Here is a 23,423-nt window from a genome sequence, read left to right on the forward strand (position 1 = left end):
CCTCCTGGGGGCCGCAAGCCCCTTTTTTCATTTTTTACGCCTTGATCGCATTATTTTTTCTGCGCAGCCGCAGGACCATACGCTTGCTCCAGGCCCGCAGCCGGTCGAGATAGATATAGATGACCGGCGTGGTGTAGAGTGTGAGTAGCTGGCTCATCGCCAGCCCCCCCACCACGGCAATCCCCAATGGGCGGCGCAGTTCGATGCCGTAGCCATCGCTGATGATCAGCGGGACAGCCCCGAAGGCCGCCGCCAGCGTTGTCATGACGATGGGGCGGAAGCGTTTGACGCAGGCTTCCCGGATGGCTGCTTCCGGCTGCATGCCGCCATCGCGTTCGGCATGCAGGGCGAAATCCACCATCAGGATGGCGTTCTTCTTCACGATCCCCACCAGCAGGATCATGCCGATCATCGCGATCAGGGAGAATTCCTGTCCCGTCAGCCACAGCGCCAGCACCGCCCCCACCGCGGCGGAGGGCAGGGTGGACAGGATCGTCAGAGGGTGGATGTAGCTTTCATACAGGATACCCAGCGTGACATACATGGTCATCAACGCCGCGATGAACACCAGAATTTCATTGACGATGGCTTTCTGGAACTCTGCCGCCTGTCCTGAAAATCCACCCTGGATGGAGGACGGGACACGCAGCTTGACCATGGTCGTGCGGATTTCGTCCGTGGCGTCACTAAGTGCCTTTCCTGGGGCGAGGTTGAAGGAAATCGCGGCGGAGACGAATCCGTCACGGTGCGACACCGTGATCGCGGTGGGATGGCGTTCCAGCCTGGCGACCACCGACAGGGGCACCATCGTTTCGCTGCTTGATGACACGGCGGAACCGTTCGACGCCCCATTCCCCCCCGCAAGCCTGTTGGCGACGGAGTTGCGGAAGGACTGCTGGCTCAACTGCGTTTCCTTGCTGGCGGTGCCGCTCGGGTCCGTGACGCGCACTGTGTTCGACACTGTCCCGCCACCTGCCGAACCGCCCGCCGTGGACAGGCGAAAGGCGGACAGGATGTCCGGCGTCGTGCGGAACCGGTCTTCCACCTGCATGACGACATGGTAGGTCGTAAGCGAAGTCGAGATGTTGGAGGCCGAGCGCTGCCCGAATGCATCATAGAGCGTGTTGCTGACCAGTTGTGGCGTAATCAGGTAACGGGCGGCCGCGTCGCGTACGATGTTGGCATGCACGGCGGCACCATTGTTCATGACATCGGTCGTGACATCCTTCAGCACCGGATCATCATGCAGCGCCGCCGTCAGGCGCGGCACCCATGTATAGATGTCATCGGCATTGTCGCTGGTCAGGATATAGCGATAGGCCCCTTCCTTCTGCCGCCCGCCACCGCCACTGATGTCGCCTGCGGAGAACATCGACAGGTCCAGTCCCGTCACATCATGCAGGCGGTCATGGATACGGGCGATCATGGCATCGGGGCCGTCACGACGTTGCGTCCGGTCGATCATCTGTGCGAAGGCCTGCCCCTCGATGGTTGAATCCCCGGAAAATGCAAGGACGTCCTGCGTATCCTTGTCTGCCATCATGGCCTGGCTGATCTGGCGGATCTTGCTGGTCATGACAGGAAAGGACGTGGTCTGGTCAGCGCGGAAGAAGCTCATGACCAGGGCGACATCTTCCTTGGGCAGGATTCCCTTGGGCATGATGACCAGAACGCCGATCATCAGGAGGAAACTGGCCGGAAGCGTCAGGGCCGTGATCACATGATGGCGCAATGCCCATTCAAGCGAGCGCCCATAGATCCGCAGCACCATGGCGAACAGGGTTTCGAACCCGTCTGAACAGGCCCGCATGGCGCGCTGCCATAATGGTGCGGTCGCAGGCAGGGGTGCGTCGTGGTTCACCTCCAGCATCAGGCTGCACATCATCGGCGTCAGACTGAGTGACAGGAATAGCGAGACGATGACCGTGATTGCCAGGGTCATGGAAAATTCGAAAAATATCTTCCCCGCCGTGCCCCCCATCAGCAGCAGCGGCAGGAACACCGCGACCAGCGAGATGGTGATCGACAGAACCGTAAAGGAGATCTCGCGCGAGCCCAGCAAGGTGGCTTCCATACGGCCCATGCCTGCTTCCATGTGGCGTGCGATGTTTTCCAGCACGACAATCGCATCATCCACCACAAACCCGGTGGCGATCGTCAGCGCCATCAGCGACAGGATATCGAGCGAAAAGCCGAACAGATACATCACCGCCAGCGTCCCCGCGAGCGAGATGGGCACCGTGATCGCCGGGATCAGGGTGGAGCGGGGCGTGCGCAGGAAAAACAGCACCACCAGCACCACGAGCGCCACGGAAATCACCAATGTCCATTGTGTATCCGCCAGCGATGCGCGGATCGTCACCGAACGGTCCATCGCGGGTGTCAGCGTGATACCCTGCGGAAGGGCGGCACGCAGGGTGGGAACGCGTTCCTTGATCTGGTCGATCACATGGATGACGTTTGCCCCTGCCTTTGGCCGCACAATGGCCATGACGGCGGGATGGCCGTTGAAAAAGCCTGCCTTGTGGTCATTTTCCACCCCGTCATGCACCTTGGCCACATCCGACAGGCGCACGGGCCGCCCGTTGCGATAGCCAATGACAAGGTTGCGGTATTGCGCCGCGTCACGCGCCTGGTCATTGGTGGCCAGCGTGTAACGGATCGGCCCTTCCTGGATGAATCCCTTGGGCGTGTTGGCATTTGCCGAGGCCAGGGCAGAGCGGATATCCTCGAACCCCAGCCCGTACTTGAACAGTGGAAAGGGATTGATGTCCACGCGTACGGCGGGGGCGGAACTGCCGACGATATCGATCCAGCCGACCCCCTGGATCTGTGACAGCAGTGGCTGCAGGCGCGTCTTGGCGATATCATACAGGTGGGAGACCGGTTGCGTATCCGATGTCAGTGCAAGGATGATGATCGGGTTATCCGACGGGTTCGCCTTCCAGTATTCGGGTGGGGTGCGCAAGGTGGCGGGCATGTCGCCGCGTGCGGCCTGAAGTGCGGCCTCCACGTCATTGGCAGCAGAGTCGATGTTCACTGAATCATTGAATGTCAGCAAGATGAAGGCGGAATCCTGGCTGGAATCCGATTCGATCGTACTGATGCCTGCGATCTGCCCCAATCTGCGTTCCAGCGGCGTTGTGACCGAACTTGCCATCTGTTGCGGAGAAGCACCGGGTTGGGTCGCCTCCACATAGATGATGGGCACAGAGATGTTGGGCAGGTCGCCCACCGGCAGGATGCGATAGGCGAACACCCCCGCCAGCAGCAGCGCAAGCGAAACCAGTGTCGTGGCCACCGGGCGCAGGATGAAGATTCGGCACAGGTTCATGCAACGCCCATTATGGAACTGGAATGATCAGGGGGGTGACCGACCGGCGGACAGCCTGTCCCGCGTCGCATGGGGGTGGGTTTCATATTCGCAGAATACTCTTCGCCTGATAAAACATCGAAAACCCGGCGCCCCGCCGGGGCAGACCATGGACCACCAAGCAAGGATTCAAGCCAATGACCACGACGCGCGCGCCTGTGCCTTCATCCTGTCCCCCGGTGTCGCGTCGTGGGGTCTGCCTTGTCATTTCCGCCCCATCGGGGGCGGGGAAATCTACCATCGCCAATGCGTTGCGTGCATCAGAACCCCAATTGCTGCATTCCGTGTCCGTCACCACCCGCCAGCCCCGTCCGGGGGAGACGGATGGCGTCCATTATCACTTTCGCACCATGGAACGTTTCACGCAAATGGCCGAAGCGGGTGAACTTCTGGAATGGGCGACAGTGTTCGGCCGGGGCTATGGCACGCCGCGTGCGCCAGTGGAGCAGGCCCTGGCGGAGGGACGCGACATGGTGTTCGACATCGACTGGCAGGGGCATCGCCAGATCCGCAAGGCGTTGCCCGATGACGTGATCGGCCTGTTCGTGCTGCCACCTTCCATCAAGGAGCTGGAGCGCAGGTTGCATGGCCGCGGTTCTGACGAGAAGGAGGAGATCGAACGTCGCATGCAGGCGGCCCGGGACGAAATTTCGCACTGGAACGAGTTCGACCATGTGATCGTCAATGCCGATCTGGATACCGCTATCGCGCAGGCGCGTGCCATCCTGATGGCGGCCCGGCTGGAACGCCATCGGCAGTTCGGGCTGGCGGACCTTGTTGCGGGTTTCGGGGTCTGAGGTCATTTTGCCCGTCCGTCCCCCTCCTGCTTTGCCGCGATGTCGGATAGAATGGACCCCGTGAATACGATCAATCCCACCCCCGACGAGTCCCCTGCATCAGGTTCCCTGATCGGGATTTCCCAGCGTACGCCTCCTGCCAACCTCCAGGCAGAACAGGCGTTGCTTGGTGCCATCCTGACGAATAACCGCGCTTATGACCGTGTCTCCGACTTCCTGACAGGTGCCCATTTTGCCAATGAAGTGAATGGTGTTGTCTATGACACCATTTCCCGGCGGATTGAGGCCGGGTTGCTGGCCGACCCGGTGACGCTGCGCGCGGAGTTCGAGAATTCCGACGCGCTGGGCGCTGTTGGGGGGACAGGCTATCTGCTGAAGCTGGCGGGCGCGATGGTCGGCATCATCAATGCCGCCGATTATGGTCGTGCCATCCATGACGCGTGGGTGCGCCGTCAGTTGATCGATATTGGCGAGGATGTCGTCAATACCGCATTCGGTTCCACTACCGGCATGACCGGTGTGGACCAGATTGCGGCAGGGGAAGAAGCACTGTTCCGCCTGGCCACAGAAAAGGGGCAGGATGGTGGGTTCCTTGCCTTTGACAAAGCTCTGGCCGAAGCACTTGACGTAGCGCAGCAGGCTTTCAGCCGGGCAGGTGATGTCGTGGGTCTGACCACGGGCCTGCGTGACCTCGACAAGAAGACGGGTGGCCTGCATCCGTCGGACCTGCTGATCCTGGCCGGACGTCCCGCCATGGGCAAGACGGCGCTGGCGACCAAGATCGCATTCAGCGCCGCGCGTGCCCTGATGCGCGAGGCGCAGGAAGGTCCGCCGGGTACACAGCCCAAAGGCTCGGTTGCGATTTTCTCGCTTGAAATGTCAGCCGAACAGCTTGCTACCCGTATCCTGTCCGAACAGGCCAGCGTGTCGGGCGAGCGCATCCGCCGCGGCGAGATCGGACAGAAAGAGTTCGATCGTTTCGTGCAGGTCAGCCGCGAATTGTCGCAATTGCCGCTGCATATCGACGATACGCCAGCCATTTCTCTGTCGGCCATGCGTACACGCTGTCGCCGCCTGGCGCGTACCAAGGGGCTGAGCCTGGTGGTGGTTGACTATCTGCAACTGATGCGGCCGTCAGTCGGTACGCGCCCGGAAAGCCGTGTGTTGGAAATCTCCATGATTACGCAGGGGCTCAAGGCGCTGGCAAAGGAACTGTCGGTGCCGGTCATTGCCCTGTCACAGTTGTCGCGTCAGGTTGAAAGCCGTGAGGACAAGCGGCCGATGCTGTCGGACCTGCGTGAATCCGGCTCCATCGAGCAGGACGCCGATGCCGTCATGTTTGTCTATCGCGATCAGTATTACCTGCAGCAGCGTCAGCCTAAGGAAACGTCCTTCGACTCACAGGATAAGTACCAGACTGCGCTTGAGGAATGGCAGCGCAAGATGGACCTTGCCCATAACCGCGCGGAACTGATCCTTGAAAAACAGCGTCATGGCCCGACAGGCACGGTGCATCTGTTCTTCGAAGGTGAGTTCACGCGGTTCGCGGATCTCGACATGGTCCATGACGGTTGATGAGAGATGGATGGATGGAGGCAGGATGACGGTCAGACTTAATAAGGGTGATCCGCTTCCCATCAGGATTATGGGACAAAACATCATCCCCCGTCATTTCTGAAACAATATTCATTTCCAGATGTGAAATGTTGGGGGATGAATATTCCGTCGTAGCGCCTCATGTTTTATGGAAGGTGCGGGATAATACTTTGAGTCTCAGGACATGCTATTTTGTCTTGAGACTTGATGTGGTTGTGAAACTACAGATGTTTCTATCTGGCAGGCTACATCAGCTATTTTATGAATGTCCATACAGGCATCTGAATATTCGGATGTCGGAATTCAGGAGGATAATATCATTGAGTGGAATGATAATTTATGGAAAACCACTCTATAAATCTGTTTTCAAGCTCGGTCTTCTTGAGGCTTTCATATGGTTTCAATTTTGGTTCTTCGATCTGTAGTCTGGAGATATCAAACGGTATATCAAGTTTGGTAATTACGTCGGTCACAGATTTTTTTTGTGCCTTAAGGGCATCCTCATGAAAAATTTCAATATGATTTTCAAAGAGACTGTTTGAAAAGTCAGGATCAATAACATTCTGAAATTATCAAGGTTTTTGGTGAATCTTTTTCTAAGAAGCTTCAGAAGACGCCACCTTTTGAAAAAAGGCGGCACCCAAAAACTTTTCTTGTTTTTTTATCAATGGTTTGTTTCCAAACAATATCAAATTTTTGGAAAACACTTCAGATATTCATCGGATATGGCTATTTGCTTTCAGGGCACGATCAATATCCTCCATGGATACGGTGTCTGCTTTTGAGACTTTCATATCCGCATCGTATGAATGGTAGATATTGCTCTTTCGTGCCATAGCAAGACTTATGGCCTGCTTTATCTTGTTTTTTCTGCGGAAGACAATCCAGTATGTATTGTCTCCGAAGAAAATGTCCTTAATTTCTTGGTCTTTACGTGCTTCGCGACTGATGATTGATGACTGTGCGCACATAATCTTGCATGATCTATATCCAGATTTGTTTAGATATAGATTTCTTGTTATCGAAAGCATCTCGTCATGTGTAGAGGAGTCTTTGAGAGTGCTCAATAACTCCCGTGATAGATCCCAGAATTCCTCTCCATAAGATTTATGGAATGAGTAAGAAATAAGTTTCGCAAAGAACGTGCTTCCACTCCGCACTTCCGATGCCAGAAACAGAAATTTCTTACTCATTGATTAAGGCTCTGATGGAATAATATTATGGATGCATTGACTATTTATCAGGTGAAGATATTGGGACATAATTGTCCAGAATTTTAATCAGGTCACTTACCATAACCTGATCAGTGAAACGATCCACATAATCTTTACGTGCTTGTGTTCCCATTTTTTTGCAGGCGTCAGGGTTGCGTAGGAGATATTCCAGCGTAGATCGTAAGCCTTCCGAATCTCCTGGCTTTATCAGGAAACCGCTTACACCGTCTGTTATAACTTCAGGTCCGCCACCTGCATCGCAACCGATGACAGGTTTGCCGAACATCATCGCTTCAAGAAAAACTAGACCAAAGGATTCATACCGCGAGGGCGCTATGAATACGTCACAATCCCGATAAAATTTTTTCAGTTCATCTTCTTCAACGCGCCCATGGAAAATAACCCTGTCCCTGATATCCACCGGAAGCTCAAGGGCAAGAAATTCCTCTTTATACGTCATCATGTCTGGCCGAAGGATAGTATCGTCACCAACGATGTCCAAGATCGCCTTAGGGAAATCATGTAGTATTTCAGGCGCAATTTTCAGGAGAACGTCTATACCTTTTCGGGATTCCAGTCGTCCGACGAAAAGCAGACGGAAAGCTTCATCATTCCGGTCCGAGGGCGGCATGCCTGCAGCCCAGTCTTCCAGTCCATGAGGCGAATAGTAAACCCGGTTTTGGGGTATTTTGATCTTGTATCTTTTCTCAATGTCACGGACGATTGCGTGGCTGTTCGCATGCAGGAGTGGTGTATGAGAAATAATGAATTTTTCCATTTCCATAATGGGATGGCCATAGGCCCGCATCCATTCGGTATCCATGGCCTTTAACGGCTGGCTGTCGAGCCAGAAGTGCATTGTTGTTTGCAAGGCCACAATCAGCGGGAATGTGCCATCAAGGACAAAGGCGATCGGTTCGCAATCCCATAGTGGACAATATACGACGTCTATCTTGCGCTTCTCATTGAGATTACAGATCTCCTGCAGCATGGTTTGGCTATAATCCCAGATATGCTGGGGGATATTGCAATCTTCGAGAGGTGAGACAGGAGGGAGTTCGTGATGGTTGATTGCAACGCGATGGACCCATACGCCGTCTTCATAATCCACGGCTGGTGCAATGCGCATTTTCGTAAATACATGAACATAATGGCCTAACGCCGCCAGTGACCGTGCGAACTGGGCAATATTACGTGCAATACCGCCATTCTGGCCTGGCGGATAATCCTGTGTTACGAAACATATGACACGTCTGGTGCCGACAGGGCAAAGTCGTGGGTACTGTAAAAATTGTGAATGATATTTTTCAAGCGTCGCGTCACGTAGATATTTCGCAGGCTGGGCTCCGCGGGTAAGGCCATCAATGATTGCCTTGTCTGCCTGCTCTAAGAATCTATCAACGTCTTCTTTTGTATAAATTCCTTCACTTTCACCATGCTTTACAGATTGTCCCCTGGAATTTACATCATCAATACCAGCCTGGACGACTTCTGCGACGGTATGGTGATACAGGCCGTTGCGCATACCAAAATAGATGCGATTTTTAATAAGGGGATACCAATTTTTGATAACCTTTTTTTCATCGCGAAGATGGCTGGGGGCATATTTATGATGCACGAATGCATCGGGTCTTTGTACGATGGCGTAACCTGCATCGTTTATGCGGCAGCACACATCGGTTTCATCGAGAAAATATTCATACTCTTCGTCAAATCCACCAATTTTCAGAAGGGCCTTGCGACTGAAGGAACAGTTTGTGCCCAGCAGGTGGGGCACATCCAGACTCAAAGGAAAATTCAGGTGGGGGGTGGGTACATCCCAATCGCTTGCATATGCCCGGCGGTTCGTCGTTACATAGCGTGCCTGAAATTCAATGCCGGTATGGTCGTAAACGAACCCTCCCACCGCGCCAACGCTGTCGTCAGTATAGGATTTGGCCAGATCCGCAAGCCATTCCGGCTCTGGCACGGAATCATCGTCGATAAAGGCGACAACATCGCCATCCGACATGGCGATTCCGATATTGCGCGATATCGACAGATTAAATTCTGGACAATGCTCTATCTTTATTTGTCCTTGTAGGCTTTGCAGATATTCCACGGTTCCGTCCGCCGTGGGGCCTGCAACGACACAAACTTCAAAATGGGGATAAGTCAGGTATTTAAGGCCAGATAATGTGCGCTTGAGATACTCCAAGCGCCCATTGGTGTTGATGACCACTGAAAAGGTAAGGGGCATGGCAGGCTTATGGCTTACGGGCTGTAACCCGGAATTCGAAACACTTTCCGTTTCGTTTCCCTGAATATTCAAGTTTGACATCTGAAAATCCAACATGATTGAGCAGCGCAGAAAAACTATCTACTGTCAGCATATTATAGTGAAAATCATTATCGTATTCCTGACCACCGAACAGGACTTCCCGGAAATCCTCATAGCTCATTGTGCCCGCATTCACGGCTTCAAGCATGGCCCCACCATCTGGTGCCACAGTTACCAGCGTCCCACCTGTTTCCAGGAGAGTGAACCAGTGCGGTAAAATGACAGATTCCAAGACATTGGCAGGAAAATGTTCAACAAGATGCACGGAGAGTATTTCTTTTATGCTCCCATTCTCAAATGGTATTGAATGTGCATCGCAAACGATATCAATACCGGGCAGCTCCCGGCCATTAACGTTCAAATATCCTTCAAGAGGAATATGGTCACAACCAACATTGAGCCGTATGCCGTCTGGTTTCATGGCATCAAGTTTTGCCTGATTGATGATTTTGGGAGCAGAAGGTGGCTGATTGGTGGAAGAACTGGCATTGTCAAGTTTCACATGTCCTTCACCAAAATTTTCCATCTGCATGGATTTAAGGAAATGTGAGATGTTTTTTACTTTTTCTTGTAACTCTTGAATTTCGTTCTGAATTTTAGGTACGATACGAGAGTTTTCTTTGGTAAGGTCTTGAAGTTCACAAATTACTTTACCAATAGCACGAAGGCTAGTACTGACTGTTTCTACGTTCTGGTCAAAAAAACCTTGAACCTCAAGTATAGATAGTTTTACGCGACGCTCCACATATGATTTATCTGCCAGATCTGCAATGGAAGCTTGTATCTTGGAGTCAAATTCTGCAATCTGCTGTTTGCTGTCCTGATGTGCCCGTGCAACTGATTCAGTAATAGAGGATTGCAGATCAGCCTGAATTTCAGATTTAAATTCCGCAATCTGGTGCTTGTTATCCTGATGTGCCCGTGCAACTGATTCAGTAATAGAAGATTGCAGATCAGCCTGTATTTTAGAATTAAATTCTGCAATTTCTTGTTTGCTGTTCTGATATGCCTGTGCAATCGATTCAGCAATGGAAGATTGCAAATAATCCTGGATTTCAGATTTAACTTCTGCAAGTTGCTGTTTGCTCTCTTGGTGAGCCTGTGCAACTGATTCAGCAATTGCGAACTGAACCCTTTTTTCGACCCATTCCCGAACAGGCAAAGGAGGTATAATTCCGGCGGGTTTTTGAAATATTTTCTTCATTATGCCCTCACATCATACCGTCCAGCGACGGGCACGCATTGGAATAATCACAAGCTCTTCGATCTCTATCATAACGCCAGCAGGGACAAATACTCGGATCTGAAGATTTTTGGCATCCCCGTAAAGAGAAAAGGGAACTGCAATCATCCCCGCGATTTTATCAAGGATTTCGCGATGGGGAACATTCAGATGAGCGATTTCAATCTCATTGGGATCGGTTACGACGTCAATCGAAACATTCGCCGGGTGTGCGGAACCAATCCGACGCATATATATGCCAGCGACATAGTCTCCCGCTTCCAGCGTCATGTAAGGACCAAAACTTAAATGGCCCTCCTGCCCGTCTGCAACGCGAAGTCCCCCTTTCTCGTTACGACCAACTGCACTAGGCAATTCAGCGCCCAGAAATTTTCTATAACGAGTCATCTCGTGACGTTCCTTACATAACAATAGTTCGAGACTATCATCAGGTAGGAAAATGTCTAGAATTCATAGGTAAATTTTATCAATTTATATATTTTTATAATGAAATATAATGTTACGATATGGGCTGTCTTTGGGGGTATCTTTAGATAAAATTAGAATTGCAGATTTATATCTGTTGTAACGATTAATAATTGTAATTTTATTAGGTATAATTTCTACTTATTTATTTTATATCCATATAATATTTCCATGCACGGCACTATCGCGAACATTGCGCCATGTGCAGGGATGGCTATGGCACATAGATTTAATGTGAAGACCAGCTTGGCATTTATATCGGGTTATGCTGGGTGTTGATCCTCGGATGATGCCTATGGGTTATGCATTTCCATAACCACCTGGGTTGGCAACGCGCCATTTGTAAGTATGGGCGATAATTTCTTCTATGTTGGCATATTTAGGGAACCAGTTCACTTCTTTTTTGATTTTGTCGGGGTTGGCAATCAGGATGGCGGGATCTCCTTCCCGGCGGTCGCCAACCGAGTATGGAACAGGAATGCCTGTTACTTTTTCAACGGCATGTATGAGTTCCAGATTTGAATGACCTTTCCCCGTTCCTATATTATAGGAAACGCTTTTTTCATTCAGGCTCATCATGACATCCAGATGTGCGGATGCAAGATCCGTGACATGGATATAATCGCGGATACATGTCCCATCCGGTGTGGGATAGTCATTCCCGAACAAGACGAGGGGAGGGCGACGTCCCAACCCGGCATCGATGATTAACGGTAATAAATGCGTCTCCGGGTTATGGTCTTCACCCAATCGTCCCAACGGGTCGGCCCCGGCAGCATTGAAGTAGCGCAGACAGGCGCTTTTCAGGCCATGGGCGCGGTCTGCCCAGTGCAGTGCCCTTTCCACCACGAATTTACTTTCCCCATAAGGGGACGCGGGATCAATGGTACAGCTTTCATCAATCAGGCTGTCATCCACATTGCTGAACAGCGATGCGGTGGAGGACAGGATGAACCTGGGTATCCCATGGCGAACGCAGGCATCAATTACGATAAACCCCCCCAGCCCGTTATTGCGCATATATTCGATGGGATTTCGCATGCTGTCACCGACGAGGCAGAGAGCAGCAAAATGCAGCACACCGTCCCACTGTCCATCGGAAAGTATCTTGTTGATCAGTTCGGAATCAAGCACACTTCCTTCGATAAATCGTGCGCCTTTGGGAACGGCGGATCTGTGACCGGTGCTGAGATCATCAAGAATAATGACTTCATGTCCGGCCTCAAGAAATTCCAGACATACATGACTGCCTACGAAGCCTGCTCCACCGGTTACGAAATAGCGCATAAATCAGAATCCATCACTTTACGTTGTTTATGTTTTGCTTTCGGGAAACCCGTGGATTTATCTTGGCCTTGTGCCCATATCTATGAGGTGGCCTCGTCTTGGGGACATGGAAACAACAGGCTGTACAGGCTGGTTGTTATGCGATGGTCCTTCGTCTGGAACGGTGCATCCATAATGTCCGCCCTGTCCGCCCTGTCCGCCCTGTCTGGTATGGCTGTCATGGTGTAGGGGGGAGGGGGACGACATATATGAGGCAGGCGGTTCACGGAAATTCCGGCGATCCTGACCGGAATCAGGAAGTCTTTTCCGCATGTCGTCGCATAATACAACACGAAGTCCAAGAAGCCGCGTATATGGAAAGACCTTGGCCATTTCATCCCGATCGCAGATGATTCCGTCAGCGAGAATGATATTCATGAGCCCGATCTGGTGAGTGCAATACCTAATACATAGTTAGGATGAACGCATATGAAAATCTGTTTCTGGAATCAATAGCTACCTGCTGAACGTCAGAAAGAACTGCCATTTTGGCGTGATATATGTTCCGGCCGTTTGCCTGTTGTCCAGCTTCTGATATCTTCATTTCATAATCCGAAATAATTTTCGGATGTGATTGGTCGTGATTAACGTATTTCGTGATATTATGGTATGGAATCATGGTAGATTTATGGTCATGGCACGGAAAAATTTCTGGAAAATGCAATATCTTCTGATTCTGTGATGGCTGTAATCTGGCATATATTGTCCAAACGTGCCGCCTAATCTTCCACCGCCCGGATAACGGCCTGCCCGCGCGTGATGTCGGTGATCCGCGCCCGCGCTTCTTCTTCGCGCACCTGCGGCAGGGTGATGCGCAGGTCCACGCCATCCGCGCCGAATGTCTCCTCATCAATCGTGGCGTCCATCGCCAGAAGGCGCGCACGGATCAGGGCATGGTCGGAAAAGCCGCAGTGGAACCTCAGCCCCACCATCGGCACGATGGGCCGTGACGGCGCGGTACGCAGACATTCCGCCGCCGTCCCGCCATAGGCCCGGACCAGCCCGCCCGCGCCCAACTTGATGCCCCCGAACCAGCGCGTGACCACGACCACGGTGTGGTCGAAGCCCTGTCCCTCGATCACCTGCAGGATGGGCCGCCCCGCCGTGCCTCCGGGTTCGCCGTCATCATCGCTGCGATAGGACTGCCCGATGCGATAGGCCCAGCAGTTATGGGTGGCATCGGGATCGCTGACATCGGCGATGAACGCCATTGCCGCCTCGGCCGAGGATACGGGGGCCGCCTGCGCCAGGAACAGGCTTTTTCGGACTTCACGTTCCAGCATCACCTGCTGTGTCAGGATCAGGGATGTCCCGCTCACGCCGGGGTCACTCCTCCTCTGTGGCGAACAGGCTGACCAGATCGCCAAGGTGGCCTATCTCATGCAACTGCATGCCTTCGGGGGCACTGGGACGGCGGTTCCCCCGTGCAATGCGACGCGGCAGGTAGGCGCTCTCGAACCCCAGCTTGTGCGCTTCCTTCAGGCGTGTGTCGGATAGCGAGACCTGACGCACTTCCCCCGACAGGCCGACTTCGCCGAAATACACTGCGCCCGCATGCGTCGGCTGTCCCGTCGCCGCCGAAACCAGCGCCGCCGCCACCGCAAGGTCGGCGGCAGGCTCCATCACCCGCAGTCCGCCTGCAATGTTCAGGTGGACATCCATGGCGTTCAGCTTCATCCCGCAACGTGATTCCAGCACCGCAAGCAGCATGTTCAGCCGCGCCGTCTCCCACCCGACCACGGCGCGACGTGGTGCGCCATCGCCTGCCTTGGGCGATAGCAGTGCCTGCACCTCCAGCAGGACGGGCCGCGTGCCCTCCATCCCGGCAAAGACCGCCGATCCCGCGATATGCCCGCGCCGTTCAGCCAGGAACAGGGCGGAAGGGTTGGGCACCTCCACCAATCCCTGATCGGTCATGGCGAAGACGCCGATTTCATCTGTTGCACCAAAACGGTTTTTTGCCGCGCGCAGGATGCGGAACTGATGCCCGCGATCGCCCTCGAAATACATCACCGCGTCAACCATATGTTCCAGCACGCGTGGCCCCGCCAGCGCGCCTTCCTTGGTCACATGGCCCACCAGCATCAGGCAGAAACCGCGCTGCTTGGCCAGGCGGATCAGTTCAAAGGCGGAGGAACGGACCTGGCTTACGGTGCCCGGCGCGCTTTCGACCGTTTCCATCCACATGGTCTGGATGGAGTCGATGACCACCAGCGCCACGTCGCGCTCACCTTCCAACGTCGCGGTGATGTCCGCGACGTTGATCGCCGCCGCCAGTTCCAGTCCCGGCGTGTCCAGCCCAAGGCGTCGTGCGCGCAGGCGGATCTGGTCCACTGCTTCCTCGCCAGAGATATACATGACCCTGCGCCCCATCGCCGCCAGTGCGCAGGCCCCCTGAAGCAGCAGGGTCGATTTGCCGATGCCCGGATCACCGCCCACCAGCACGACAGAGGCCGGGACCATACCACCGCCCAGCACGCGGTCGAGTTCGCTGATCCGTGTCTCGATCCGTTCGGGCGGCGGCGTGTCCCCATCCAACCCGACCAGTTCGATGCGTTTGCCCCGGCTGCGGCGGGGGGCGACGGCACCTCCTGCCGTGGGTTCGACCGTTTCCTCCACGATGCTGTTCCATGCGCCGCACGCGTCGCACCGACCCGACCATTTCGGAAAAACCGCGCCACAGGACTGGCATACGAAACGGTTGGCAGGGCGGCGGGCCATCTTGATTCCTCAGCTTGTGAAAAGGCGGCGGATCTGTCGTGCCGGGACTGTCTGAAAAGATCGGGCCGACAATATACTGAAATCATAAAGGTTTTTGGTGAAGCTTTTTGCAAAAAGCTTCAAAGACGCCGCCTTTTTGAAAAAAGGCGGCACCCAAAAACTTTTAACATTTTACAGACAGTCCCTCAGACGCGGACATCCACCTTGATCGGTCCCTCGCGGCGACCATGGGTGAACTGGTCAACAATCGGGTTGCCACTGGCAAGCAGCGATGTCGCCGCCCCCTGCCAGATCAGCCTGCCTTCATACAGCATCGCCGCCTGATCGCCGATCCGCTGGGCGGAGGCCATGTCATGGGTGATCGCAATCGCGGTCGAGCCCAGCTTGCGCACGCAATCGACGATCAGCCCGTCAATCACCGCCCCCATGATGGGATCAAGGCCGGTGGTCGGTTCGTCAAAGAACAGGATTTCCGGCCGTGCCGCGATTGCGCGCGCAAGGCCCACGCGCTTTTGCATTCCGCCTGACAGTTCAGCAGGCGACAACGCGCCAACACCCGGGTCCATGCCCACCTGTTCAAGCAGCTCGCCCGCGCGTTTCTTTGCATCCGCGCGGCTGATTTTATGTTTGTGCTGCCGTCCTGCCGCCATCAGGCCGAACGCCACATTTTCCCATACCGTCAGACTGTCGAACAGGGCGGCATTCTGGAACAGCATGCCGATCTTTTCCATATATGGTTCACGGTGGCGTGGCGACAGTGCGGTGACATCCACGCCGTCGATTTCGATCGTACCTGCATCCGGCGTCACCAGCCCGAGGATACAGCGCAGCAGCACCGACTTGCCGGTGCCGGACCCGCCGATGATGACGAAGGACGTCCCCTCCATCACATCAAGGTCCACCCCGTTGAGCACCATCTTCGGGCCAAAGGATTTGCACAGGCCGCGAATGCGGATTTTCGGTGTCGGTCCGGTCATTGCGAAAAGAACACATCCGTCAGGAGGTAATCAAAGGTCAGCAGCAGGATCGACGCCGCGACAACCGCCGCCGTCGTGGCCGCCCCCACGCCTTCGGCCCCGCCACGGCTGTGATAGCCGTGGTAGCACCCCATCAGCGCGATCAGGAAGCCGAAGATCGCGGCCTTTGCCAGTCCCACGGTCACGTCCATCATCTTGAACGACGCGATGGTGGCGGAGATATAGGCCTGTGGTACGAAGTTGAGCTTCATGACACAGACGATAAAGCCCCCCATGACGCCAAGGATATCGGCGATGATGACCAGGAACGGCAGCGCCAGCGTCCCGGCCAGCAGGCGTGGGGTGACAAGGTATTTGATCGGGTTGGTCGAAAGTGTGCTGAGCGCGTCGATCTGGTTGGTGACGCGCATTGTGCCGATTTCCGCCGACATTGCGGCGCCGACGCGCCCCGCCACCATCAACCCCGCCAGCACCGGGCCAAGTTCACGCGTGACGGCCAGAATGACAATGCCTGCGATCGCGCTTTGCGCATGGTACTGCGCAAAACCGGTATAGGATTGCAGTGCGATGACGCCGCCCGAAAACAGCGCCGTCAGCGCGACGACGGGAAGGGAGAAATACCCGATCTCGATCAGTGACCCGCAGAAGGTCCGCCAGTAGAAAGGGGGGCGCACAAGGTGTGAAACCGCCAGCAGCCCGAACAGTGCCACCTGCCCCGCCATGCGGACCATGTCGAGCAGTGTACGGCCGATGCCTGCGATGAAATCGAGGATTTTATCCATGCGCGCGCTCCCGACGGGGCTGCGGCACGGAGCGGGAGAGGAAAGCGGACATCTTCCTGCCGTAGCGCGGGATTGTCATGGCGTCAAAGCCAAACCGCGTGAGCCCCATGGCCCCGACGATGGTCGCGACGGTTGTATCGGGGCCCCGCGCCAAAAAAAAGGCGGCGTCGTGAGACGCCGCCAGAGTTTAGGGAGGAAACGTCCATGAAGCACACACGTCATGCGGCTTCGCCCCCAAGGATGGAAAAAGCGATCGACCGGTGTCAAGCAGAAGTGCCAGAAAGGGATGCATGTGATACTTTTTTATCACATATATGCCGCCAGATATTGCACGCCACCATCGCGATTACCCCCGCCATCATCGTGACCGCCAGAGGCACGGGCGTATGGAATGTCACATGCCCCAGCACAAATCCGCTGAATGCCGCGAGTGAGAATTGGATCGTGCCCATCAGTGCCGATGCGCTTCCGGCCTGATGGCCATGGTGGGTAAAGGCCAGAACCATCGCGTTCGGTCCGATAAAGCCAAGCGTGCCGGTAATCCCCATGATCAGCAGACAGATCACGACCGGATGTTGCGGCCCGGCAAAACCCGACAGCGACAGCGCAAGGCACAGCGTGCTGGTACACAGGCACACCACGATGCCAGCGTTCAGCAATCGCGTCAGGGAATGGTGATGCACCAGCCATCCGTTAAGCTGCGCCCCGGCGATGAAGAATGCGGCGTTGATGCCGAAAAACATCCCGAACTGTAGCGGTGTGAAGTGCAGCAGCTTTTCAAACAGTATGGGCGACGCCGTAAGGTAGGCGAACATGACGAATGACGAAAAGCTGGTGATCAGCGCGCTGGACATAAAGACCGGTTCACGCACCAGCCCCATATAGCGCGAGGCGATGCCCGATGCAGATAGCGGGATGCGCCGTGCGTGGGGCATGGTGTCGGGCATTGCCGCGGCCACCGCCACCAGCCCCAGCGCGGAATAGAGAACCGCAATCCAGAAAATCCACCGCCAATGCCCGACCGACAGCACAAGACCGCCTAAGGAGGGGGCAAGGATCGGCATAAGGCCGAAGACCAGTGTCAGTTGCGACATGATTTTCGCGCCCTGTTGCCCTGTTGCGACATCCCGCACGATGGCGCGCGGTACTACCGAACACGCGGACCCGCCCAGTGCGGCGACAAAACGACATACGCAGAACAGGTCCAGCGTGGTGGCGCAGGCACACCCGATGGAGGCCAGCATAAATACGGCAAGTCCCCCGATCAGGGGAATCCGCCGTCCCAGCCGGTCAGACAGTGGCCCCATGCTGAACTGTCCCACCGCCAGCCCGGCGAACCATGCCGCCAGCGTGATCTGGCTGGCCCCATTGCGGCCATTCGCAAGTTCGAGGTCCAGCACGGGGAAGGCGGGCAGGTACATGTCGGTCGAAAGCGGCCCGATCGCGGTCAGCATTCCCAAAAGCCCGATCATCCACATCGGCATGAGTGGCGGCAGGGCGGACAGGACAGGACGGGAGGATGTGGTCGGGGCGGCAATGGGCATTGGAACGTGGCTCTGGGGCAGGGCGGGCGGCACAGCGAATGTGACGGTCGGCGTGACGGGTGACTTCGGGTTTTCATATCCGTGGTTTCGGGGGTGTTTGTCCATGTTTTCATGCACCGCGATATGTTCCGGTGCGACATGACGGAGGGGCGCTGCATGCATGTCCACCATGGTCTTATCCGCTGCTTGGATTACCGGGGCGAAGCCGCTATGTCAGGCACGCTTGAAGTTCCTGCATATTGAAAGAGAACGCACATGACCGAGACCGTTCCCGATCGCCTGTCGGCCAATCCCTCCAGCCCGTTTTATAACGAAGCCCTGCTTGAGCGCGGTATTGGCGTCCGCTTCAAGGGGATCGAGAAGAACAATGTCGAGGAATACTGCATCAGCGAAGGCTGGGTCCGCCTTGCCGTGGGCAAGAGCACCGATCGCCACGGCAACCCGATGACCATGCTGGTGCGCGGCCCGGTCGAGGTCTGGATCAAGGATTGATTTGCTGCCCCCGCGAAGGAAGTTCCGCGCGGGCGACGGCCGGGCTCTCTGCCCGGACCCGGCAGGGATCACGATCCCTGCACCCTGATTCGTTTATAAAGTCATGGTTTCCAAAGGCCCGTGACCTTTGGCGGGGTTTCAGGGGCAGAGCCCCTGAGGCTTATTCCTCGTCAATTGCCCGTTTGGGCAGAAGTGCTGGCACAAAAACCAGCGTCGCGACCAGCGTGCATGCCAGTGACAGCAGCAGGAGCCGCCCCATGCTGGCGGTGCCCGGGTGGTGCGACGCGGCGAGTGAACCGAACGCCGTACCGGTTGTCAGGGCGGAAAACAGCACCGCGCGTGCCGTGGGACTCGACAGCGGCATCTTCACGCCCGCGCGCCAGTTCATGACGAAATAGATGTTGAACGACACGCCGACACCCAGCAGCAGGGGCAGGGCGATGATGTTGGCAAAGTTAAGCTGTTCGGGCACGAACACGATCAGGATGACCGTCATCAGCGCCGACAGCAGCAACGGTGCCAGCACCAGCGCCGAATCCAGCAGGCGGCGCAGGGCGACCGACAGGATGATGCCGATCATCACGATCGCGGCGCACGCGGCCATGACAAAGGCATGGACCATGGTTGCCGCGCTTTCGACGATGTCGATGGCGCTGCCTGCTGCCGTGGGGGCGATCTTCTGGATTTCGCCCACATACCGGTGCAGCGCTGCGTTGCCGGTCATTTCCTTGGTGGGGTGGACCTCCACCAGGGCGCGCCCGTCAGGCAGCAGGTAATCGTTGGCAAGGATGGGCGGCACGTCGGAAATGGATACCGGCTTGGCCTGCAGCATGGTGCGCAGCATGTCCAGTTGCATCGGCAGGAAATGGACCAGTGCCTCGTTGGTGGCAAGGATCGTCTGGTCATCCGCGTGCGACAGACGTGCAAGCGTGGACTGGATCTGGCGCAGCGGGTCGTTCGGGGCCAGTTTGTCCAGCACGCCGCCAAGGTCCGCCGCCGTTTTTGCCGCCGCTTCACGCAGGGCGTTGGCGTCCGGCGCGGGCTTGGGATTGGGGACGATCAGGGTGGGCAGCATGATGTTCGCCGCATCCTGGATCATCGGCAGCTTGGTGGTCTGGTCTGATGGCACCAGCGATCCCAGCCACAGCGCGTCATGCACCAGTGGCAACTGCGACAGCCTGTCCGACATGACATGCGCCTGGTCCAGGCTGTGCATCAGCACATCGACGGAATAGGGCGAATATTGCGGTTCCGACATCAGCATGCCCAGCGTGACCATGCCCTCGGATTTGGGGTTCTTGGTATGCAGCGGGTCGGCGTCGAATGTCAGGGTCGGGATCAGGCCCGCGCCCAGCAGGGCAAGGCAGGCGAATACGCCCAGGATGGGCTTGCGATGATGGCGGATGCTGATGTCGATGGGCCGTGCGGCGACGAACCCGACCGCCCCATGGCCGGAGGTCGGGCGAAAGATCCGCAGCAGCGCAGGCAGCAGCGTCAGCGTGCAGACGAAGGCGAAGATCATGCCAAAACCGGCGATCAGGCCCAGTTGCGCCACGCCGACAAAGGCGGTGGGCGTAAAGGCAAGGAACCCGGCGGAGGTCGCGGTCGCGGCCACAAGGATCTGGTGCCCGGTTTCGTTTCCGGTCCGCTCCAGCGCGTCATGCAGGCTTGGCACGCCCCCATCGGGCAGCGACTGTGCGCGGAAACGCACGCAGAACTGGATGGCGAAATCCACTGCGATGCCGACGAACAGGATGGCGAACGCCACGGAAATCAGGTTCAGCTTGCCCACCGCCAGCGCGGCGAAACCCGTGGTCAGCAACAGGCCAGCCACCAGCGTGATGATGATCGGTGCGATCAGCCGCCACGTATGGACCGCAAGCACCAGCCACAGCGTCACCAGCACCAGCGACCCCAGCAGGCCCGCGACCATACCTTCGGCCACAGTGGCGAATTCCTCGTCCGCGATCTGGATGTCGCCGGTGATATGGATGTGCGCGCGCCCGGACTTGACGAATGGCAGGTCACGCGCGGCGTCACGCATGGCGTCGGCGGCGGCGCCACCGGGTTGGAACGAATCGTAATCAAGCTTGGGCTGTGTCACGACGAACTGGTACTTGCCGCCAAGGTCGGCAAGGTCGCCCGCAAGCAGACGCTCCCACGACATCGTCTCTGGATGGCCCTGCGCGGCATGCTCCAGCGTGGTGGCAAAGCCCGAGAGCGCGGACTGGAACCCTTTGAGGTCGCCTTCACCATGCTCGATACCCAGTGCGATCATCGACAGGGCACCGAACAGGCCGCGTCCCGACGGGTCCGCCGCAAGCTGCCCCAGGAAGGGTTGCGCGGTGATCGTGGTATCCAGCACCCGGTCCAGCGCCTTGGGGTCAAGGAACATCAGCCCGTTGCGTACAAGGTAGGGATCGGTCTGCGGGGTGGTGACGTAATTGAAATGTACGTGGTCGTTCTTCAGCCGCGCGGCAAGGTCTATGGCGGTCTGCTGCGCCTCTTCGGGCAGGACCGCGTCGATCACCGCGACAAGCTGGTCCTGTTTTTGCGGGAACAGCCGCCCCATTTCATCCGAACGCTGTTTCCATGGCAGGTCGGATGAAAACATCATGCCCGTGTCGGTGGTGACGCCCAGTTGCGTATAGCTTGCAAAGACTGCCCCCCCGACCAGAATGGCAAAGGCCAGGACCACCGTAATGGCCCGGTTGGAACAGAACGCGACAAGACGCCCAAGGGGTACCGATAGCATGACGAGTTATTCAGCCCTTCAGAAACCGTTGCCGATGCGTATTTCGTCCTGGCACCGGGTGGAAGAGCCTCGGTTTGGCCCATGAAGCACGTGTGATGCAAGGCGGTTCTTTGTTACCGTGGCCGCCATCCGTGTCATGAACATGGCGGTGTGACGCACGTAATGGTGGCCTGGGCTTTTGTCATGCCCCCGCGCCGCGCCCATCAGAGGCGGCGGCCCGCCGGATGACGCCATTATGACTGTTCGGGAATCTCTTTTCCCCGTGCGGGGTTTTTCGTATTCGTGGGGATAATCCAGTGCAGCTCCATCCATTGCCATCCCATCAGAGACGGCAGGCCCCATGCGATCTCACGCAATCGTTTGATCAGTGACAGCGCAATGGCCACCTGTGGTGACACCCCGAACAGGCCGGCGATGATGATATACCCGCCTTCGGATACACCAAGCGCGCCGGGCACGGCAAAGCCGGCGGATTTCGCCGCCTGTCCCACGCTCTCGATCACCAGGCACTGCCCCAGTGACAGCGGGTGGCCCACGCCGTGCATGATGATGCTGACCTCAAACGTGCCCAGTGACCATCCCAGCAGTTGCAGTGCCCCCGCGCGAAGCGCGCTTGACCGTGTTTTGTACAGCGTGATGATTTCATGATGCAGGCCGCGGATATCCTCCATCCCGCCCCAGCCAAGATGCGATGCGATGCGCATCAGCAGCCCCTCGATCAGGGAAACCGCGCCCAGATACTGGCTGCCAAGGAATACCGCGCCAAGCAGCAGGGCAGCGCCCGCGCTTTCCATCAGTTCGTCCGTCACGGCGGAACGGTTGACGAGGCAGAACAGGGCCCCCAGCCCGATAAGCGTGAATGTCACCTGGCTGAGCAGTTCGATCGTCAGGTCGCAGATGGTCGAGGCCGCCGCACGGCGCAGGCCCACCCCATGACGGCGTGACAGCAGGCGTGCGGTAATGACCTCGCCCCCTACCTGCGCCACCGGCAGCAGGTTGTTGATCCCCTCGCGCGCGCAGCGCAGGACAAGGAAATCACCCAGCGGCAGGGGGCGACGATGGCTTTCGGCAAGGATCTTCCACGCCAGGGCGGAGGCGCAGACCTGTGTGGCGTGAAAGATGATGACGGCGGCAAGGCTCCACCCGCCCGTGGCGATCAGGGCAAGGATGTCATGCAGGCCGAAACGGGAGAGCATCCATACCGTCAGCCCGATCCCGAATGTCCCGGCGATGAAAGTGATCAGCCTCATCCGCCGTCCCCTTGTCGCGCGCCGTTGTCCATGTCGCGCGCGGGGCTGCCGCGCGCGAAGATGCTACGACCTTAACAGCCTCTTATTTTCTGTATCAATGCAAGACTTTCGACACAGGCAGCCACGGCCTCGCGTCCCTTGTTATGCACGTCGTCACGCGAACGCACGATCGCCTGTTGGTCGGTATAGGTTGTCACCACCCCGAACGCGACCGGTACTTCTGTTGACAGCGATGCCTGCATCAGGCCGACAGCAGCGCCAAGGCTGATGAATTCGAAATGCGCGGTTTCACCCTTGATGACGCAGCCAAGGCAGACAACCCCGTCGTAACGTCCGGTTTTCGCCAGCGTCTGTGCCAGCAGCGGCAGTTCGTACGCACCGGGGGCATACATGACATCGTCATCGCGCATGGCAATATCATGTTCACGCAGCCACGCCAGCGCGCCGTCACGCAGGCCATGCGTCACATTTTCATTGAACCGGCTGACCACGATGGCAAGGCGTGGCGGATGTGCGAAGGTCAGGTCCACGGTGGTGGAGGGAATGTTTGTACTCATGGGAACAGGTT

At 56.6% G+C, this 23,423-nt stretch carries 16 protein-coding genes; 3 read left to right on the plus strand and 13 right to left on the minus strand.

Annotation, left to right across the window (positions count from 1 at the left end; all coding sequences use genetic code 11):
• Positions 1 to 34 precede the first annotated feature (34 nt).
• On the minus strand, positions 35 to 3,334 hold the full coding sequence (locus IFJ82_RS01205) for an efflux RND transporter permease subunit (RefSeq protein ID WP_003616674.1): 3,300 nt from the start codon (positions 3,332 to 3,334) through the stop codon (positions 35 to 37).
• A gap of 176 nt (positions 3,335 to 3,510) precedes the next feature.
• Here IFJ82_RS01205 and gmk point away from each other — a divergent pair, with 176 nt between their 5' ends.
• Both gmk and IFJ82_RS01215 read left to right on the plus strand, forming a co-directional pair.
• Positions 3,511 to 4,170, plus strand: coding sequence for a guanylate kinase (gene gmk / locus IFJ82_RS01210; protein ID WP_003616672.1), 660 nt, complete (start codon positions 3,511 to 3,513; stop codon positions 4,168 to 4,170).
• Positions 4,171 to 4,221: 51 nt separating this feature from the next.
• Positions 4,222 to 5,745: a replicative DNA helicase gene (locus tag IFJ82_RS01215; protein ID WP_110550141.1), complete on the plus strand. Its 1,524-nt coding sequence runs from the start codon at positions 4,222 to 4,224 to the stop codon at positions 5,743 to 5,745.
• A 1,254-nt stretch (positions 5,746 to 6,999) separates the two neighbouring features.
• Here the strand turns inward: IFJ82_RS01215 and IFJ82_RS01225 are convergent.
• The 9 genes from IFJ82_RS01225 to IFJ82_RS01265 form a co-directional block, all read right to left on the minus strand.
• Positions 7,000 to 9,315, minus strand: coding sequence for a glycosyltransferase (locus tag IFJ82_RS01225; RefSeq protein WP_192265320.1), 2,316 nt, complete (start codon positions 9,313 to 9,315; stop codon positions 7,000 to 7,002).
• Entirely contained in the window at positions 9,227 to 10,504 is a 1,278-nt protein-coding gene (locus IFJ82_RS01230) for a hypothetical protein (protein WP_192265322.1), read from the minus strand. Before IFJ82_RS01230 ends, IFJ82_RS01225 begins: the two co-directional genes overlap by 89 nt.
• Before the next feature lie 12 nt (positions 10,505 to 10,516).
• Positions 10,517 to 10,930, minus strand: a complete 414-nt coding sequence (locus tag IFJ82_RS01235) for a hypothetical protein (protein ID WP_075624927.1) — start codon at positions 10,928 to 10,930, stop codon at positions 10,517 to 10,519.
• Positions 10,931 to 11,308: 378 nt separating this feature from the next.
• Positions 11,309 to 12,295, minus strand: a complete 987-nt coding sequence (gene galE, locus IFJ82_RS01240; RefSeq protein ID WP_192265324.1) for a UDP-glucose 4-epimerase GalE — start codon at positions 12,293 to 12,295, stop codon at positions 11,309 to 11,311.
• Between the two features lie 758 nt (positions 12,296 to 13,053).
• Positions 13,054 to 13,617: an IMPACT family protein gene (locus tag IFJ82_RS01245; protein WP_192266249.1), complete on the minus strand. Its 564-nt coding sequence runs from the start codon at positions 13,615 to 13,617 to the stop codon at positions 13,054 to 13,056.
• Between the two features lie 43 nt (positions 13,618 to 13,660).
• The gene (radA, locus tag IFJ82_RS01250; protein WP_192265326.1) at positions 13,661 to 15,055 is read right to left on the minus strand and encodes a DNA repair protein RadA; all 1,395 of its coding nucleotides are present in this window, start codon (positions 15,053 to 15,055) and stop codon (positions 13,661 to 13,663) included.
• A 185-nt stretch (positions 15,056 to 15,240) separates the two neighbouring features.
• Positions 15,241 to 16,032, minus strand: coding sequence for an ABC transporter ATP-binding protein (locus IFJ82_RS01255; RefSeq protein WP_192265329.1), 792 nt, complete (start codon positions 16,030 to 16,032; stop codon positions 15,241 to 15,243).
• On the minus strand, positions 16,029 to 16,814 hold the full coding sequence (locus IFJ82_RS01260; protein ID WP_062809708.1) for an MlaE family ABC transporter permease: 786 nt from the start codon (positions 16,812 to 16,814) through the stop codon (positions 16,029 to 16,031). The genes IFJ82_RS01255 and IFJ82_RS01260 overlap by 4 nt, the downstream gene beginning before the upstream one ends.
• A gap of 263 nt (positions 16,815 to 17,077) precedes the next feature.
• On the minus strand, positions 17,078 to 18,358 hold the full coding sequence (locus IFJ82_RS01265; protein WP_192266251.1) for a multidrug effflux MFS transporter: 1,281 nt from the start codon (positions 18,356 to 18,358) through the stop codon (positions 17,078 to 17,080).
• A 255-nt stretch (positions 18,359 to 18,613) separates the two neighbouring features.
• On the opposite strand from IFJ82_RS01265, the gene IFJ82_RS01270 reads away from it, so the two are divergent.
• Complete coding sequence (locus IFJ82_RS01270) at positions 18,614 to 18,850, plus strand: DUF3297 family protein (RefSeq protein WP_003616637.1); 237 nt, start codon at positions 18,614 to 18,616, stop codon at positions 18,848 to 18,850.
• 160 nt (positions 18,851 to 19,010) lie between these two features.
• Here the strand turns inward: IFJ82_RS01270 and IFJ82_RS01275 are convergent, their stop codons facing one another.
• From IFJ82_RS01275 to ribH, 3 genes are all read right to left on the minus strand, one after another.
• Positions 19,011 to 21,605: an MMPL family transporter gene (locus IFJ82_RS01275; protein ID WP_192265337.1), complete on the minus strand. Its 2,595-nt coding sequence runs from the start codon at positions 21,603 to 21,605 to the stop codon at positions 19,011 to 19,013.
• Positions 21,606 to 21,838: 233 nt separating this feature from the next.
• Positions 21,839 to 22,855, minus strand: a complete 1,017-nt coding sequence (locus IFJ82_RS01280) for a lysylphosphatidylglycerol synthase domain-containing protein (protein WP_003616633.1) — start codon at positions 22,853 to 22,855, stop codon at positions 21,839 to 21,841.
• A 71-nt stretch (positions 22,856 to 22,926) separates the two neighbouring features.
• Positions 22,927 to 23,412, minus strand: a complete 486-nt coding sequence (gene ribH, locus IFJ82_RS01285; protein ID WP_003616631.1) for a 6,7-dimethyl-8-ribityllumazine synthase — start codon at positions 23,410 to 23,412, stop codon at positions 22,927 to 22,929.
• Positions 23,413 to 23,423 lie beyond the last annotated feature (11 nt).

The organism is Novacetimonas hansenii (assembly GCF_014843995.1).
GTDB classification, from domain to species: Bacteria; Pseudomonadota; Alphaproteobacteria; order Acetobacterales; family Acetobacteraceae; genus Novacetimonas; species Novacetimonas hansenii.